15 protein-coding genes are annotated in these 15,902 nt (G+C 49.1%); 11 read left to right on the top strand and 4 right to left on the bottom strand.

Features of this window, described 5'->3' with window-relative positions; genetic code table 11:
- Positions 1-46: 46 nt before the first annotated feature.
- The gene (locus L6442_RS22095; protein WP_212978700.1) at positions 47-241 is read right to left on the bottom strand and encodes a hypothetical protein; all 195 of its coding nucleotides are present in this window, start codon (positions 239-241) and stop codon (positions 47-49) included.
- A gap of 328 nt (positions 242-569) precedes the next feature.
- Between L6442_RS22095 and L6442_RS22085 the strand changes: the two genes are divergently transcribed.
- Positions 570-842 (top strand): hypothetical protein, encoded by a 273-nt coding sequence (locus tag L6442_RS22085; RefSeq protein WP_212978699.1) that lies wholly within the window; start codon positions 570-572, stop codon positions 840-842.
- Between the two features lie 12 nt (positions 843-854).
- Positions 855-1,187, top strand: a complete 333-nt coding sequence (locus tag L6442_RS22080; RefSeq protein WP_212978698.1) for a YolD-like family protein — start codon at positions 855-857, stop codon at positions 1,185-1,187.
- 43 nt (positions 1,188-1,230) lie between these two features.
- Here L6442_RS22080 and L6442_RS33175 read toward each other — a convergent pair whose 3' ends face one another.
- Together L6442_RS33175 and L6442_RS22075 are read right to left on the bottom strand one after the other, a co-directional pair.
- A complete protein-coding gene (locus L6442_RS33175; RefSeq protein ID WP_212978697.1) occupies positions 1,231-1,671 on the bottom strand; it encodes a helix-turn-helix transcriptional regulator in 441 nt (146 codons plus the stop codon).
- 10 nt (positions 1,672-1,681) lie between these two features.
- Positions 1,682-2,782, bottom strand: coding sequence for a YifB family Mg chelatase-like AAA ATPase (locus L6442_RS22075; RefSeq protein ID WP_373871816.1), 1,101 nt, complete (start codon positions 2,780-2,782; stop codon positions 1,682-1,684).
- Between the two features lie 799 nt (positions 2,783-3,581).
- Here L6442_RS22075 and L6442_RS22070 point away from each other — a divergent pair.
- The gene (locus L6442_RS22070; RefSeq protein ID WP_237100039.1) at positions 3,582-4,859 is read left to right on the top strand and encodes an IS110 family RNA-guided transposase; all 1,278 of its coding nucleotides are present in this window, start codon (positions 3,582-3,584) and stop codon (positions 4,857-4,859) included.
- A gap of 415 nt (positions 4,860-5,274) precedes the next feature.
- On the opposite strand, the gene L6442_RS22065 is transcribed toward L6442_RS22070, so the two are convergent.
- Positions 5,275-5,604 carry a hypothetical protein gene (locus tag L6442_RS22065; RefSeq protein WP_212980568.1) on the bottom strand — a complete coding sequence of 110 codons (330 nt, stop codon included), beginning with the start codon at positions 5,602-5,604 and terminating at the stop codon, positions 5,275-5,277.
- A 246-nt stretch (positions 5,605-5,850) separates the two neighbouring features.
- Between L6442_RS22065 and L6442_RS22060 the strand changes: the two genes are divergently transcribed.
- The 8 genes from L6442_RS22060 to hslU all read left to right on the top strand — a co-directional run bounded on the left by L6442_RS22060 (position 5,851) and on the right by hslU (position 15,689).
- A complete protein-coding gene (locus L6442_RS22060; RefSeq protein ID WP_194230527.1) occupies positions 5,851-6,324 on the top strand; it encodes a MarR family winged helix-turn-helix transcriptional regulator in 474 nt (157 codons plus the stop codon).
- A gap of 193 nt (positions 6,325-6,517) precedes the next feature.
- Positions 6,518-7,678 (top strand): ADP-forming succinate--CoA ligase subunit beta, encoded by a 1,161-nt coding sequence (sucC, locus tag L6442_RS22055; RefSeq protein WP_212980569.1) that lies wholly within the window; start codon positions 6,518-6,520, stop codon positions 7,676-7,678.
- 335 nt (positions 7,679-8,013) lie between these two features.
- Positions 8,014-8,943 carry a succinate--CoA ligase subunit alpha gene (gene sucD, locus L6442_RS22050; protein WP_212980570.1) on the top strand — a complete coding sequence of 310 codons (930 nt, stop codon included), beginning with the start codon at positions 8,014-8,016 and terminating at the stop codon, positions 8,941-8,943.
- Between the two features lie 112 nt (positions 8,944-9,055).
- Positions 9,056-10,171 (top strand): DNA-processing protein DprA, encoded by a 1,116-nt coding sequence (dprA, locus tag L6442_RS22045; RefSeq protein WP_212980571.1) that lies wholly within the window; start codon positions 9,056-9,058, stop codon positions 10,169-10,171.
- Positions 10,172-10,221: 50 nt separating this feature from the next.
- On the top strand, positions 10,222-12,318 hold the full coding sequence (gene topA / locus L6442_RS22040; RefSeq protein ID WP_212980572.1) for a type I DNA topoisomerase: 2,097 nt from the start codon (positions 10,222-10,224) through the stop codon (positions 12,316-12,318).
- Positions 12,319-12,366: 48 nt separating this feature from the next.
- Positions 12,367-13,707: an FADH(2)-oxidizing methylenetetrahydrofolate--tRNA-(uracil(54)-C(5))-methyltransferase TrmFO gene (gene trmFO, locus L6442_RS22035; RefSeq protein ID WP_194230522.1), complete on the top strand. Its 1,341-nt coding sequence runs from the start codon at positions 12,367-12,369 to the stop codon at positions 13,705-13,707.
- A gap of 18 nt (positions 13,708-13,725) precedes the next feature.
- Entirely contained in the window at positions 13,726-14,268 is a 543-nt protein-coding gene (gene hslV / locus L6442_RS22030) for an ATP-dependent protease subunit HslV (RefSeq protein WP_194230521.1), read from the top strand.
- Positions 14,269-14,285: 17 nt separating this feature from the next.
- The gene (gene hslU / locus L6442_RS22025) at positions 14,286-15,689 is read left to right on the top strand and encodes an ATP-dependent protease ATPase subunit HslU (RefSeq protein WP_194230520.1); all 1,404 of its coding nucleotides are present in this window, start codon (positions 14,286-14,288) and stop codon (positions 15,687-15,689) included.
- Positions 15,690-15,902: the final 213 nt, after the last annotated feature.

Raw genomic sequence — 15,902 nt, 5'->3', positions numbered from 1 at the left:
TAGAAAAACGAAGACCCTACCATGATCGGTAGGGTCTTTTTCTCGTTTAATGTATTCTCACCAATCGTTCAACATGCTCGATATCCTCGTAAGGCACCCATACAGGCCCCTCAGATGTTCGTATCTTAATTCGGCTAGGATCTGCTGACAGTTCTGCCTTCCCTGTTAATACATCCCCGTCATGGATCCGCAAGATGACCTTTTGGCCGTATCTGGCAGCTATCTTTAATTCTTGGATCATTTAAACCACTCCTTATAAAATAGCATTCGACGTCAACGATATATTACCTTTGTTTACTTAAGTTTACATTGAATATCGAACTAATGTTTGTATATAATAGGAACAAACGTTCTTATTCGGAGGTGGCTTCTATGCCAAACAAATATATCGGCCATACTGTAGAAATTGTATATTTGGATCGAAGGGTAAGATTACTCAGCGACGAATTGAGGTAAAAGGAATTTGCGACGGACTGGTTCGGGCAAGATGTTTGCAGACGGGATCTCCGCGAACATTTCGGATAGAGAACATCTTGGCATGGAAGCCAGCTGCGAAAGGGGCTTAATGAATGCTTGCAGATATTGAGCGGAAGATACTACGAATCCTTTATAATTACTCAGCAGGTCGGCGCCGGATGCCGTCAATGGATGAATTGATGATCAAGACCGGCAAAACCCAAAAGGATATTACTCGCGCATTGATTAACTTAGAGGATCAGTTGTATATCATTTGGGACAACAAGAAGCTTGTTGAGTCGATTAGAATACTGCAAGGATGGGAACAGCGAGAGAAGCCAGCTAGGCCAACAAGCGGTAATACGGACTACTGGACACAATACTAGGGGGCACATAGCATGGCAAAAAAACTTGAGGGGAACGGCTTATTCGAATCATCACGGTTGATGCTTCCAGAACACCGCGAAGCGTACAGTTTGTACATGACTCATAAGGATTCGCGTCCGCGACCGGTCATCGACGAGCAGGAGTGGCAGGAGATCGGCCAGACATTGATGGTGTCGCTTAAGGAGCATGTGGAAGTGACTCTCACGCTCTACGATCCATATGAGGATAAACAGGCGAGCGGGTTTGTCACCGTCATTAATTCGTTCCGCCAGGAAATCAAGCTGAGGTACGATAATGACTGGGAATGGATTAAATTTGATGATATTATAGCAGCAAGTTTATAAAGAGGCTTCGCCGGCATATAGCCAGCGGAGCCTTTCTTTAATCTCATCTATATAATATAGAGATAAATTCATTCACTTGATTAATATACTTGTTTGAGGTGGTTGTTCTGTTTTTCTCCCAGTTTGTAAGTGATCGTGGGTCTACTCTTAGGTGCTTGGCAGCCTCTTCAATAAAATATCCATGATAATATCGAGCCTTTTTGACTCGATCCCCAAGAGTGTCCTCAGGCATATCTTCAAAGCAACCCAAATACCATATAGGTTTGCTTAAACACTCGGATAGTTTTCTTAAAGTTGGAAGAGAGGGGCAGTTAGCCCCATTTTCGATCATGGAGATAGCTTCGGGAGAAAGACCAGCCAAGAATGCTAACTCTCTGATTGTAAGGTTAGCAGATATCCGGGTTGTCCTAATTCGCCCTCCAAATGATTGTGAATTTGACTGAATATCGGCAATGTTAACAGCTTTCTTCTTGACTATATACATGCCTGAGGTGTTATCTGCACGGACAAGGATTCATCGAAGCCGCGAGCATGAACTTCGCCGGGAATGTATGCACGGCTCTTGCCCTGCTGATCGTTACGCATTTATCCTCCAACGGCTGCCGCAACACTTCAAGCACCTGCCGGTTGAATTCAGGCAGCTCGTCAAGAAACAGGATACCGCGGTGGGCAAGGCTTACTTCCCCCGGCTTCGGGATCGTGCCGCCCCCGATCAGGCCGCCGGTCGAAATGGTATGATGCGGGGAGCGGAAAGGCCGGGTCCGAAGGAGTCCCGCTGAAGGCTCTTTGAATTTTCCGGCAGCGCTGAAGATTTTGGTCGTTTCCAGCGCTTCTGTTTCCGTCATGGGCGGGAGGATGGTGGGCAGACGTTTGATCAGCATCGTTTTGCCGGTGCCCGGCGGCCCCATCAGCATAATATTGTGCATGCCGGCGGCGGCAATGGTCAGGGCGCGTTTCACATGATGCTGGCCAAGCACGTCGGCATAATCCTCTGTGGTGTGTGTTGCAGAAACTTGGCAAAGGGCTTCCTTGAACCGGAGTTTGGCCAAAGAGGAAATGGAGAGCGGACAGCTCTTATCCTTGGGAGCAAGTCCAGCTTCCTTTTCCCCGAGAGCAAACAGCTCATTCAAGTGTTCTAGTGCATAAATATTCACATTCTCAATTAAAGCAGCTTCCGCCGCGTTCGCCTTCGGGAGCATTACGGAGGAGAAACCCTCGCGTTTCGCGCGGTCGACCATCGGCAGTACGCCGGTAACCGGGCGCAGACTGCCATCAAGCGCCAGCTCGCCGATCAGAAGCAGCCGCTCCCGCTGCGGAAGGGCCAGCTGCCCGCTGGTACATAAGATGCCGAGTGCGATGGCCAGATCAAAGGCGGAACCTTCTTTTCTCAAATCGGCTGGCGCCAAATTGATCGTCGTCCGCTGCAAAGGAAAAGTAAAACCGCAATTTTTGATTCCTGCCCGCACACGCTCGACAGCCTCACGAATCGCCGAATCCGGCAGGCCGATAATAGATGTCTGAGGCAGACCATTTGAAATATCGACTTCGACTTGTATCAGCACCCCGTCAATTCCGTATAAACATGCACTGTACATTTTTCCATACATACGATAAAAGCACCTTCCTCGCGGGATTTTCGGACGCCGTGGATCTCACAACGCCGTATTTCCGGGCGAAAAAAGGTGCTTCCTTATTTTCGGATAATGATGTTGACCAAATTGTAAGATTGAAGCCGCGAAATGTCAAGTTTAGGCTTTTTGAATACAAAAAAAGCAAAAATCCATTTTGAAAAAGCAAATCCAATGAAATAAAGTAAATACAATGAAAAAAGTAAATCCAATGAAAAAAGTAAACTAAATGCGAAAAAGAAAATTCAATGTGAAAAAGTAAATCCAATGTGAAAGTTGCGGCCAATAAGTAAAAAATGCTGCTACAAGGGGAGAGCAACGAGAGAGTGCTGGTTTGAAAATTCCCAGGGATTTAAGAGGGGCAGATATGTCCCACTCAATGAGAAACGAGCCTTGGAGACCATTCTAATGGCTGTTTCCCTTGGGATATATTATTTACTTTTCATAAACTAGACTTTCTCAGTATCAGTATCTTCTATATGGGCAGTCTCTTCTATAGGGCAGTCTCTTTTAAAAGCTTGGACAGTCCAGCGAATAAACATGAAGCGCCATAGACGGGTCAGCTGAAAAGTTAAAGCGACGATCATCCTACTCTTTGTAACTCTAACGAAACTACGGAGCGCTATTACCTCAAAAATAAGGGCAAGTCAATTTTAAACATTCCTGTGTAGGCTAAGAAAATGGTCTTTGAAAAAAACAGGAGCGCCTCGTATGATAGGGGTGTCACGGGTCAAATGCCCTAAAAACCTATCAGGAGGCGCCTACTATGAAGTTTACTCGAATTGAAGTTACAAATCAACGGATTGAACGAATTACCACCCAGCACGCTATCGTGGGGATCGACATCGCTAAAGAGAAGCACGTCGCTCAAGTGACCAACTTCCGCGGTATCGTACTCACGCGGCGGCACCTGACCTTTGCCAATACGCTCGAAGGCTTTGAGAGGCTGATGCGCTTTACCCAAGAAGTACAGAAGAAACAGGGATTGACATCGGTTATCGTCGGCCTCGAGCCGACCGGACATTACTGGTTTAATCTAGCCCATTGGCTGCGGAAACAAGGAATCGAGGTCGTCCTGGTGAACCCAGTCGTGACGCATCGCAACAAGGAGAACCGTGACAATAGCCCGTCCAAAAACGATGCCAAGGATGCCCTAACCATTGCTGATGCGGTCAGCCGCGGCTTCTATACCGAGTTTACCCCGCAAGCAGGCCAATTGGAGCAACTCAAGACGCTGATGAGCGATCGGGAATTCTGGGTGAAATATGCTATCAGTTTGGGTAATCGCATCGTCCGCTGGATCGACATGTACTTTCCGGAGTTCCAGCTTGTTTTTAAAGACTGGAAGGCCGAGCGCTCGCTGGCTTCCCTGCGGGCTTTTCCTTTACCGTGCGAGGTGCAGGACCTGAACGCCGATGAAGTCATCCAGCGCTGGCACGAACAAGGCATGAGACGCCCGGGTGGAGTTACCGGGAAAGCGAAGGCGGTCCAACTCATCCAGGCGGCCAAACGCAGCATTGGCCGTACCGAGGGATTGGAGCAGGCAAGGCGAGATCTGCAGCGCCTGCTGACGGCGTACGACCAGATTACAAGCCACCTGCAAGAGATGAAGGAAGAAGTCGAAGCGCTGCTGGGGAAGATCCCCATGGCCAAACAGTTGCAGAGCATCCCCGGGATGGGCCCGACCACGATCGCAGCCTTGCTGAGATTCACCGGCGATCTTGGTCGCTATGCCCATGGGCGGCAGCTCTTGCGCCGCGCCGGGCTCAATCTGGCTGAGCGAACTTCCGGCAAGTACAAAGGCCAGATCAAGCTCTCCAAACGCGGAGACAGTGCGCTGCGCAAATATTTCTTTTTGGCTATACTCACCTTGGTGCGTGAAAACCCGGACTTCAAACGGTGGCATGAACACAACTTGAACAAGGGCATGAAGAAGATGGCATCGTTATTCAAATTAATCGGCAAGCTGGCCCGGATCGTCATCGGGATGATCCAGCGTGGAGAGACGTATCGCTCCGAGATCGGTGTGGAGCAGGTCGCCTAACCCTGATCCATCGATCCCGTGGCAGTTGCCCCGTCGTCTTACGAATATTGACTCATTCGCAGGATTTCTAATATGCACAGAGAACCGAGTGGTAGTTTCGCAAGGGCATAGACCCGTCATCTAAACGCCATCGGTCTCCACGCCTTGGACAGGTATGACGAAGGAATGGAAGGACAATGATCCGTTGAGACATGGGAGGGTGAACCTCCAAGGGCCAAGTGGAGCGTGCGGTATACCAACACCCACGAAGTGCGCATAAGCGTAGCTTCTGTTCCTGCACGCTCGTTTGTTGAAAAAAGCGGTGTCTACTCCTCATTCCGGCTCTCGTTCTGTTTTTATAAGGCGGCGAAATCCTGCGAATAAGTGAGTATTCGTGAGACAACACCTTAAATACGAGGGACGAAACTACATATCGTTATTGGGGATAAAAACAGTCATAAGGGCACTTATTTGCCTCAATAGCGATACCTAGTTTCGTAAGAATTTTCAAATGTCTTTTTTGTTGCAAATAGCGATATCCAGTTTCGTTAAAAACTCGCACGCCACAGCGACGCTGGCCCTCGATAAAACTCGCACGCCAAAGCGACTCCGCCCCTCGATAAAACTCACAAACCGCAGTGACACCGCGCCCCTTTAAAAGCCCGTGCGCCATAACAGCCCGCATTTCGTTAGATTTACAAACGAAGCTGTGCAAGCGATTGACCTCCATCATGCAGTGCCACGCCCCGCGCACTGGTGCCAGCAAACGGCTGTCCCCTGTCATGCAACGCCATACTACGCTCTGATAGCAACATGCAGTCACTCAGTTATGCACCCCAAGGCTCCTCGGTCTTTGCTATCGCCCATAGAACTTTCAGGTTCATAAAACATAGAAAAATTGCGCACAAAATAAATAACAAACAATTTAATTGTAAACATAAAGATTGAATATGTTAATATTTTTCGCTGCATGTGATAATATTAGCAATTGAAGGCAGGTGATGGAAGCAGCATGAATTCCAAAGAGATCATTCCCCAGCTTCAACTGGAGAATCAATTATGTTTTGCCGTTTATGCTTGCTCGCGCGAAATCACAAAATTTTACCAGCCGTATCTGGATAAATTGGGTGTGACGTATTCGCAATATCTGGTTTTGATGGTGCTGTGGGAGCAGGGACAATGTACCGTAAAGGAGCTTGGCGAGGCGCTTTTTTTGGATTCGGGGACGCTAACTCCGCTGCTTAAAAGGCTGCAGGCCGCAGGCCTCATCAACCGGGAACGCTCCACCGAAGATGAACGGAAGGTCATTATTACCCTGACTGAAGAAGGCGTGAAACTAAGAGATCGGGCCACGATCGTTCCGGAAGCGATGGCAAATGAAATTTGCATGAGTGGTGGCGAATTTAACCGGCTATTAGCAGAGTTCAAGAAGCTGTTGGATCGGGTACATGAAGTGAATATGCAAAGGGACGGGAAATCCGGCTGATCCCAAATTAGATGTAAAAAATTTCCAAACATTCTCTTAAACGGATTATATCGATATCAAAAAGCTGTCGATGAGCACTCAGTTTATTAAGGTAAGCGTTTTAAAAACATGATACAATAGCTTGGGTTTATATTATTTTCCAAAAGATGATAGCCCGCCTTGTAGCAGTCATGTTGATAGGAGGATTCCGTAAATGAATATCCATGAATATCAAGGAAAACAAGTATTGAAGCAGTACGGAGTTGCCGTTCCGAACGGAAAGGTTGCTTATACTGTGGAAGAAGCTGTCGAAGCGGCAAAATCGCTGGGCAGTCAGGTTACGGTTGTTAAGGCGCAAATCCATGCGGGTGGACGCGGCAAAGCCGGCGGCGTCAAGGTAGCCAAAAATCTTGATGAAGTCCGCGCATATGCCGAAGAAATTCTCGGTAAAGTGCTTGTTACGCATCAAACCGGTCCGGAAGGCAAGGAAGTGAAACGCCTCCTGATCGAAGAAGGCTGCGATATCCGCAAAGAATATTATGTGGGAGTCGTTGTTGACCGCGCAACCGGCCGTGTCGTCATGATGGGCTCGGAAGAAGGCGGTACCGAAATCGAGGAAGTGGCTACGGCAACTCCTGAGAAGATTTTCAAAGAAGTGGTTGATCCGGCCGTAGGACTGCAGGTTTTCCAGGCTCGTCGTCTTGCTTATGCCATCAACATTCCTAAAGAACTGGTAAATAAGGCTGTTCAATTTATGATGGCCCTTTATACAGCATTCGTGGACAAAGATTGTTCGATCGCCGAGATTAATCCTCTGGTCGTAACAGGTGACGGCAACGTGATGGCGCTGGATGCCAAGTTGAACTTCGACTCCAACGCGTTGTTCCGCCACAAGGATATTCAGGAACTCCGTGACCTGGACGAAGAAAATGAAAAAGAAATCGAAGCATCCAAATATGACTTGAGCTACATCGCTCTCGACGGAAATATCGGCTGCATGGTAAATGGCGCAGGCCTGGCCATGGCAACGATGGACATTATCAAATATTACGGCGGCGACCCTGCCAACTTCCTGGATGTTGGGGGCGGCGCAACGACCGAGAAAGTCACGGAAGCATTCAAGATCATCCTTTCCGACGAGCAGGTAAAAGGCATTTTCGTCAATATCTTTGGCGGAATCATGCGTTGCGACGTCATTGCCGAAGGTGTTGTCGAAGCTGCGAAGCAGCTTGGACTGACGCGGCCGCTGGTTGTGCGCCTGGAAGGAACCAATGTGGATCTGGGCAAGAAAATTCTGTCCGATTCCGGCTTGAACATCGTTCCTGCCGATTCCATGGCTGATGGTGCGCAAAAAATCGTCTCGCTCGTAAAATAGGAACCTTTAAGAGGTTGTTCAAAAAGTCCGCTTTTGATAAGAAAAACGTCTATTGACGTACTCTCGAAGAAGACAGACCGCGTTTAGCGGAAGTTTTTCTTGCGATATAGAATTTCATCAGCATTCGCTGATAACGAATAAATTCTATATCTAACACGAGTGAATCAGGAAGCGGATGCGGCATCGAATCTTGAATTCAGCCGGGCCTTCCGGTGCTCACGTACCCAAACGTACGCTCCGCTCCTGAAGTCCCTATCTTCTTTCAATCTTCTCGGTGCTGAAAACCGACCTTTTTGAACATGCACTTTAAAAAGAACAGGGGATGTGAATGAATCGTGAGTATTTTGGTGGATAAAAATACAAAAGTGATTACCCAGGGCATCACCGGGAAAACCGCCCTTTTCCATGCAAAAGGCGCACTTGATTACGGAACCCAAATGGTAGGGGGAACTTCCCCAGGCAAAGGCGGCACAACCGTCGATATCGAGCTTGAAAACGGCAGCACCGCAAGTTTGCCCGTGTTCAACACGGTGGTTGAAGCGAAAAAAGCTACTGGCGCTACAGCAAGCGTCATTTACGTACCGCCTGCATTTGCGGCCGATTCGATCATGGAGGCTGTGGAAGCCGAAATGGAGCTTGTCATTTGTATTACCGAAGGTATCCCTGTGCTTGATATGGTGAAAGTTGCTCGTTATATGGAAGGCAAAAAAACCGTATTGATCGGACCAAACTGTCCGGGCGTCATCACGCCGGGCGAATGCAAAATCGGCATCATGCCTGGATATATTCATACTCCGGGACATGTCGGCGTCGTATCGCGCAGCGGAACGCTTACTTATGAAGCCGTTCATCAGCTGACGACACGCGGCATCGGTCAATCCACGGCAGTCGGCATCGGCGGCGACCCTGTAAAAGGCACGGAATTTATCGATGTACTCAAACGCTTTAACGAAGATCCGAATACTTATGCAGTTATTATGATCGGCGAAATCGGCGGCACGGCCGAAGAAGAAGCGGCTGAATGGATCCGTGACAACATGACCAAACCGGTTGTGGGCTTTATCGGCGGCGTAACCGCTCCTCCGGGAAAACGTATGGGCCACGCAGGTGCCATTATTTCCGGCGGCAAAGGTACAGCCAAAGAGAAAATCTCCAAAATGGAAGAGTGCGGCATCAAAGTCGCTCCAACGCCTTCCGAAATGGGCTCCACGCTTGTCAGCGTTCTGGAAGAACGCGGCATCCTGGATAAATGCTTGACACATTAATCCGGTTTCGGGTTATTATAGCTTCAAAGGTAAGCAACCTTTTATTTCCTCTTTGAGGGAATAAAAGGTTGCTTTTTTTGGTGTTTTCAAAATGGTTTAAGGAGTGAGTTTAATGGATATTCGGTGGCTGCTTATCGCTTTGCATGAAGTCAAGGGGATTGGCAGAAGAAATATCGCCCGCCTCATGAGAGAAGGGCTGCTGACAGAGGAGCTTCTTGAGTTCGAACGCAAAGATTGGGAGAATAAAGGTTTTTCTGTCGAATTGTCGGAACGGCTGGCAAAAGAGATTAACAAGCCTGAAATTCGGCAAAAACAAGAAGAGAGGAAGCGGGATACGCAAATTGGCATGATTACGATATTGGACAGCGGATATCCCGTGCTGCTTAAAGAGAGCCCCGACCCTCCCCCGGTTTTGTATACAAGAGGGAGAACAGAATTGCTTCATGAGCCTGCAGTAGCCATGGTCGGGACCAGAGTCCCAACCTCCTACGGGCGCAAGATGGGGGGAGAACTGGCACAAGGGCTTTGTGCCGGGGGAATGATAGTCGTAAGCGGATTAGCCAGAGGAATCGACAGCATTTGCCACGAAGCTGCGTTATTATGCGGAGGTGGGACGATTGCAGTGATGGCTACGGGCATGGATGTCGTATATCCTCCCGAGAACAGGGCTTTGTTTGCGAGAATGGCGGAAAACGGTTTGATTGTTACGGAGTATCCTCCGGGTACGAAACCGCATCCGGGTTTGTTTCCGCAGCGCAACCGCATCATTGCGGGTTTGACTCTAGGAACGGTGGTGGTAGAAGCCGATGAACGCAGCGGATCGCTGATTACCGCCGATGCGGCGCTGGATGCGGGAAGGGATGTATTTGCGGTGCCGGGTCCGGTGACTTCGCCCAAAAGCCGGGGGGCGCTTAATTTAATCCGTCAGGGGGCGAAAATGGCGTGCAGCGCCGCGGATATTTTGGAGGAATATGATTCATGGTTGCCAAACGGGGCTGAGAATACATACAATAGGGAACGTCAGGTAAAAGAAACCTCAACGAGCGGAGAAGGTCATTTGACAACAGATGAGCTGCGACTATACCATATACTGGAGCAGGGACCGTTCACGCTTGACGAGCTGCTGGAGAGAAGCCAGTGGGACTTTGGACATTTGCATTCAGTTCTGATATCTTTAATCATAAAAAAGCAGATTACCCAATTACCTGGTGCTATATATAGGATATAAATTGATTAATGAATGAAAGATTTGTGACTGATGGAGAGGAGGATGAACCGATGGCTGATTCACTGGTGATCGTGGAATCGCCCGCCAAGGCGAAAACGATCGGCAAGTATTTAGGCAGCAAATTTATCGTAAAGGCTTCCATGGGCCATGTTCGCGATTTGCCAAAAAGCCAAATCGGGGTTGAAATAGAAAATGAGTTCAATCCGAAATACATTACGATCCGCGGAAAAGGTTCTGTTTTAAAAGAATTGAAAGATGCGAGCAAAAAGGTTAAAAAGGTTTATCTCGCAGCCGACCCCGATCGCGAAGGAGAGGCGATTGCCTGGCATTTGGCACATGCGCTTGAACTGGACGGCAAGGAAAGCTGCAGGGTCGTATTCAACGAAATAACGAAACAGGCCGTGAAGGATGCGTTCAAAACACCGCGAAAAATAAACATGGATCTGGTGAACGCCCAACAGGCGAGACGGATCCTCGACCGTTTGGTAGGCTACAAGATCAGCCCATTATTATGGAAGAAAGTAAAAAAAGGTCTGTCCGCCGGACGCGTTCAATCGGTTGCCGTCAAGATCATTCTTGACCGCGAAAATGAAATTGACGCTTTTGTTCCTGAAGAATACTGGTCCATCACTGCCAAGCTTGTTAAGGGCAGCTCCGTGTTCGAAGCGAAGTTCCATCAGCTTGACGGGCAGAAGAAGGAGCTTTCGAAGGAAGAGGATGTCAACGAAGTCCTGAAGGCGATTAAAGGAGCTACCTTCAAGGTGGCGGAGGTCAAGGAGAAGGAACGCCAGCGGCATCCGTCGCCGCCGTTTACGACGAGCTCCCTGCAGCAGGAAGCGGCCCGCAAGCTGAATTTCCGCGCAGCCAAAACCATGTCCGTCGCCCAGCAGCTGTATGAAGGCGTTGAGCTGGGTAAAGAAGGTACGGTTGGTCTGATCACTTACATGCGTACTGACTCCACCAGGATTGCCGCTTCCGCTCAGGAAGAAGCCAAAGAGTATATCCAGGGCAAATACGGCAGCGATTTTATACCTGAAACCCCACGTGAATACTCGAAAAAAGCGGCTAATGCCCAGGATGCGCATGAAGCTATCCGGCCGACGTCGGCACTTCGCGATCCGGAATCCGTTAAATCGTTTATGAGCCGCGACCAGTTCAGATTGTATAAATTGATTTGGGAGCGTTTTGTAGCCAGCCAAATGGCTTCTGCGCTGCTCGACACGATGTCGGTTGATATTGCCGCCGGCACCGCCGTATTCCGCGCCTCGGGCTCCAAGGTGCGTTTTCCCGGCTTCATGAAAGTTTACGTTGAAGGGAATGACGACGGCACGACGGAAGAAGAGAAGTTTCTGCCAGAACTTGCGCCGGGCGATAAAGTGAAAAAGGAAGCAATCGATCCGAAGCAGCATTTTACGCAGCCGCCTCCGCGCTATACCGAAGCGCGTCTGGTGCGGACGATGGAGGAACTGGGCATCGGCCGCCCGAGTACCTATGCTCCGACGCTGGAAACGATCCAAAAACGGGGTTATGTTGCGATCGAAGACAAGAAATTCGTACCTACTGAGCTGGGCGAACTTGTTATCGAACAGATGGAGCAGTTTTTCCCGGAGATTCTGGATGCCGAATTCACCGCTCATATGGAAGAGGACCTTGACCATGTGGAAGAGGGTTCGGAAGATTGGGTGAAGGTTCTTAAAGAATTCTATCAATCCTTTGAAAAGCGTTTGGAAGTCGCTGAAGAGGAAATGAAAGAGATCGAGATCGAAGACGAGGTTTCCGACGAGATTTGCGATAAATGCGGCAAACCGATGGTTTACAAGTTGGGACGGTTCGGCAAATTTCTGGCATGCTCCGGGTTCCCGGATTGCCGGAATACCAAGCCGATCGTCAAGGATATCGGCGTGACCTGCCCCAAATGTAAGGAAGGGCATGTTGTGGAACGCCGGAGCAAGAAGGGGCGGATTTTTTACGGATGCGACCGCTATCCCGAATGTGATTTCGTATCCTGGGACCGCCCTTCGGATGTTCCTTGTCCGAAATGCGGCTCATGGATGGTTGAAAAGCGAAATAAACAAGGGGCAAGGCTGCAATGTACTTCCTGTGACTTTACCCAAGAAATCGAAGAGAATGAAGATAATGATGAATGATGAAATTATATAACAGCATGTCCGTTTGCAGCATAGGAGGTAATGAAGTTGACTGAAACAAAACAGGTGACCGTCATCGGCGCAGGTCTGGCAGGCAGCGAAGCTGCTTGGCAGATCGCAAGCCGCGGCGTGCCGGTGAAACTATATGAAATGCGGCCCGTGGTAAAAACCCCTGCCCACCATACGGACAAGTTTGCCGAGCTGGTGTGCACCAACTCGCTTAGAGCCAATGGTTTAACCAACGCCGTTGGCGTGCTTAAAGAAGAGATGCGGATGCTGAATTCCATTATTTTGAGATCGGCGGATAAAAACGCTGTTCCGGCCGGAGGGGCTTTGGCCGTGGACCGGGACGGTTTTTCCGGCGATATTACGGATATTTTGCATAATCATCCACTGATTGAAGTGGTAAATGAGGAAATACAGCATATACCAGAAGAGGGGATCGTCGTTATCGCGACAGGTCCCTTGACCTCGCCGTCACTTTCGGCAGAAATCAAAGAGCTGATGGGCGAAGAGTATTTTTATTTTTACGATGCTGCCGCTCCGATTGTCGAAAAAGACTCTATTGACATGAGCAAGGTATATTTGGCTTCCCGTTATGATAAAGGCGAGGCCGCTTATCTCAATTGCCCGATGACGGAAGAGGAGTTCAACAGGTTTTATGACGCGCTGGTAACGGCTGATGTCGCGGAGCTCAAGGAATTCGAGAAAGAGATTTATTTTGAAGGCTGCATGCCGATCGAAGTCATGATGAAACGCGGCAAACAGACTGCCTTGTTTGGCCCGATGAAACCGGTTGGGCTGGTCAATCCCCATACAGGGACACTTCCTTATGCGGTAGTACAGCTCCGTCAAGATAACACGGCCGGTACGCTGTACAATCTTGTAGGTTTCCAGACCCACTTGAAGTGGGGCGAGCAGAAACGGGTATTTTCCATGATTCCTGGGCTTGAAAATGCGGAATTTGTGCGTTACGGAGTCATGCATCGCAATACGTTTATCAATTCGCCGCGCCTGCTCAAACCTACCTATCAGCTCAAAACAAATGAAAACCTGTTTTTTGCCGGTCAAATGACAGGAGTGGAAGGATATGTTGAATCGGCCGCTTCCGGGCTTATAGCGGGCATCAACGCCGCCAGAAAGGCCAAGGGAGAGGAACTGGTTATCCTGCCTGATACGAGTACAATCGGAAGCATGGCACATTATGTCACTCATGCGGATCCGGAGCATTTCCAGCCGATGAATGCGAACTTCGGTTTGCTGCCGGGGCTTGGAAAGAAAATTCGCAACAAAAAAGAAAAAAACGAGGCGCTTGCAAACCGCTCTTTGGCGAGTATTGCCGAATTTATTGAAGCATATGGCATTTCTGAGGTAAAGACGGAAGTTTAAACGAGGAGGCTTGACGGTATGGAGATGTCATTTCACGCAACGACGATTTGCGCCGTACGCCACAACGGAAATGCGGCCATTGCTGGCGACGGCCAGGTGACGTTTGGCGAAAATATGATTATGAAGCAGACGGCCAAAAAAGTGCGCCGCCTTTACAGAGGCCAGGTAGTCGCCGGTTTTGCCGGTTCGGTGGCCGATGCGATTACGCTGTTCGAGAAATTCGAGGGCAAACTTGAGGAACATCACGGCAATCTGCAGCGTGCCGCGGTGGAGTTGGCCAAGGACTGGAGATCCGACCGCGTACTTCGCAAGCTGGAGGCGCTGATGATCGTTATGGACAAAAGCAGTATGCTTCTGATCTCCGGCGGCGGGGAGATTATCGAACCTGACGATGATGTGATTGCCATCGGATCCGGAGGCAGCTTTGCTTTATCTGCCGCCCGGGCGCTCAAACGTCATGCGCAAGAGCTTGAAGCGAAGGATATTGCGCGCGAAGCCCTGAAAATCGCTTCCGAAATTTGCGTGTACACCAATGGAAATATCGTCGTGGAAGAGTTGTAGAGGATAGGGGGATGAATATGGTAAATCAGAACATGACACCAAGACAGATTGTTGCCGAATTGGATAAATATATCGTCGGGCAGAAACAAGCCAAAAAATCGGTAGCTGTAGCCCTTCGCAACCGCTACCGCCGAAACCTTCTTCCTGACGAAGACCGTGACGAAATCGTTCCCAAAAATATTCTGATGATCGGTCCTACCGGCGTAGGTAAAACGGAGATCGCCAGACGTTTGGCTAAGCTGGTAAATGCGCCGTTCGTCAAAATCGAGGCGACAAAATTCACGGAAGTCGGCTACGTCGGCCGCGATGTGGAATCTATGGTGCGCGATCTGATTGAGACTTCCATCCGCATGGTCAAAGCCGAACGTACGGAGAAGGTAAAGGACCGTGCGGAAGAGCTTGCCAATGAACGCATCGTGAAAATTCTCGTGCCGCGCGGCGGGAAAAATAAAAATCAACGCAATCCGTTTGAGATGATATTCGGCGGCGCCAACGGCGACGCTCAGGAGCAAGAGGATGATAAGGAGCTGGATGGAACGGTTGCGGAACGCCGCCGCCAAGTAAAATTCAAGCTTCTTTCCGGCAGCATGGAGGATGATCTGATCGAAATCGATGTGGAAGATACGTCGCCAACCATGATGGATATGCTCGCTGGCCAAGGCAATGACCAGATGGGCATGAACATGCAGGAAATGTTCGGCAGCCTGCTGCCGAAACGGACCAAGAAACGCAAGCTTTCGATCAAGGAAGCCCGCAAAGTGCTGACGCAAGAGGAAGCTAATAAATTGATCGACATGGATGATGTGATCGCTGAATCGGTCTACCGCGCTGAGCAATCCGGCATTATTTTTATCGATGAGATCGACAAAGTCGCCAGCCAGGGCAAAGGAACGGGCCCCGATGTATCCAGAGAAGGGGTGCAAAGGGATATCCTGCCGATTGTCGAAGGGTCGACCGTCATGACCAAATACGGGCCTGTGAAGACCGATTTCATCCTGTTTATTGCAGCCGGGGCGTTTCATATTGCCAAACCTTCGGATTTGATTCCGGAGCTGCAGGGTCGTTTCCCGATTCGTGTCGAATTGAACAGTCTTTCGCTCGATGATTTCGTTTCGATCCTGACAGAACCGAAAAATGCGATTACCAAGCAATATAAAGACCTGTTGAAAACCGAAAACATAGAGATTAACTTTGCGCCTGATGCCATCCGCGAAATCGCGAAAATTGCCGCTACAGTAAATGAAAACATGGAAAACATCGGAGCGCGCAGACTGCACACCATCTTGGAAAAGCTGCTGGAAGACCTGTCTTTCGAGGCTCCTGAGCTGACTTTGGAGCAGATGACGATCACCCCGGAATATGTGCGCGAGAAGCTGGCCGGAATCGCCCAGGATCGCGATTTGAGCCAATATATTTTATAAATACCGATAAATTATACCTGACCCGGTCGGGCAGCCCGTAAGGCTGACTCCGATCGGTTTTTTTTAATTTAAATCCGGTAAATTCGTATTATTTTTGACATTTTACTTGTATTTTTCGTCAAATTTCCTTTCGCAAATCTGAAAAACCGGGACTTTTTCGGTTCGGTTTTGACGAAAAGTGCCGATGCGGGAGGTTCATATGAACCTCTAATC

Source organism: Paenibacillus azoreducens, assembly GCF_021654775.1.
Taxonomy (GTDB): Bacteria; Bacillota; Bacilli; order Paenibacillales; family Paenibacillaceae; genus Paenibacillus_AQ; species Paenibacillus_AQ azoreducens.
This window is presented reverse-complemented; position numbering and strand designations above follow the sequence as displayed.

Coding starts and splice junctions, on each gene's coding strand:
- L6442_RS22085 (WP_212978699.1), top strand. CDS start 570: ATGCTTGCAGATATTGAGCGGAAGATACTACGAATCCTTTATAATTAC.
- sucC (WP_212980569.1), top strand. CDS start 6,518: ATGAATATCCATGAATATCAAGGAAAACAAGTATTGAAGCAGTACGGA.
- L6442_RS22080 (WP_212978698.1), top strand. CDS start 855: ATGGCAAAAAAACTTGAGGGGAACGGCTTATTCGAATCATCACGGTTG.
- L6442_RS22095 (WP_212978700.1), bottom strand. CDS start 241: ATGATCCAAGAATTAAAGATAGCTGCCAGATACGGCCAAAAGGTCATC.
- L6442_RS33175 (WP_212978697.1), bottom strand. CDS start 1,671: ATGTATATAGTCAAGAAGAAAGCTGTTAACATTGCCGATATTCAGTCA.
- dprA (WP_212980571.1), top strand. CDS start 9,056: ATGGATATTCGGTGGCTGCTTATCGCTTTGCATGAAGTCAAGGGGATT.
- L6442_RS22060 (WP_194230527.1), top strand. CDS start 5,851: ATGAATTCCAAAGAGATCATTCCCCAGCTTCAACTGGAGAATCAATTA.
- L6442_RS22075 (WP_373871816.1), bottom strand. CDS start 2,782: ATGTACAGTGCATGTTTATACGGAATTGACGGGGTGCTGATACAAGTC.
- topA (WP_212980572.1), top strand. CDS start 10,222: ATGGCTGATTCACTGGTGATCGTGGAATCGCCCGCCAAGGCGAAAACG.
- hslU (WP_194230520.1), top strand. CDS start 14,286: ATGGTAAATCAGAACATGACACCAAGACAGATTGTTGCCGAATTGGAT.
- hslV (WP_194230521.1), top strand. CDS start 13,726: ATGGAGATGTCATTTCACGCAACGACGATTTGCGCCGTACGCCACAAC.
- L6442_RS22070 (WP_237100039.1), top strand. CDS start 3,582: ATGAAGTTTACTCGAATTGAAGTTACAAATCAACGGATTGAACGAATT.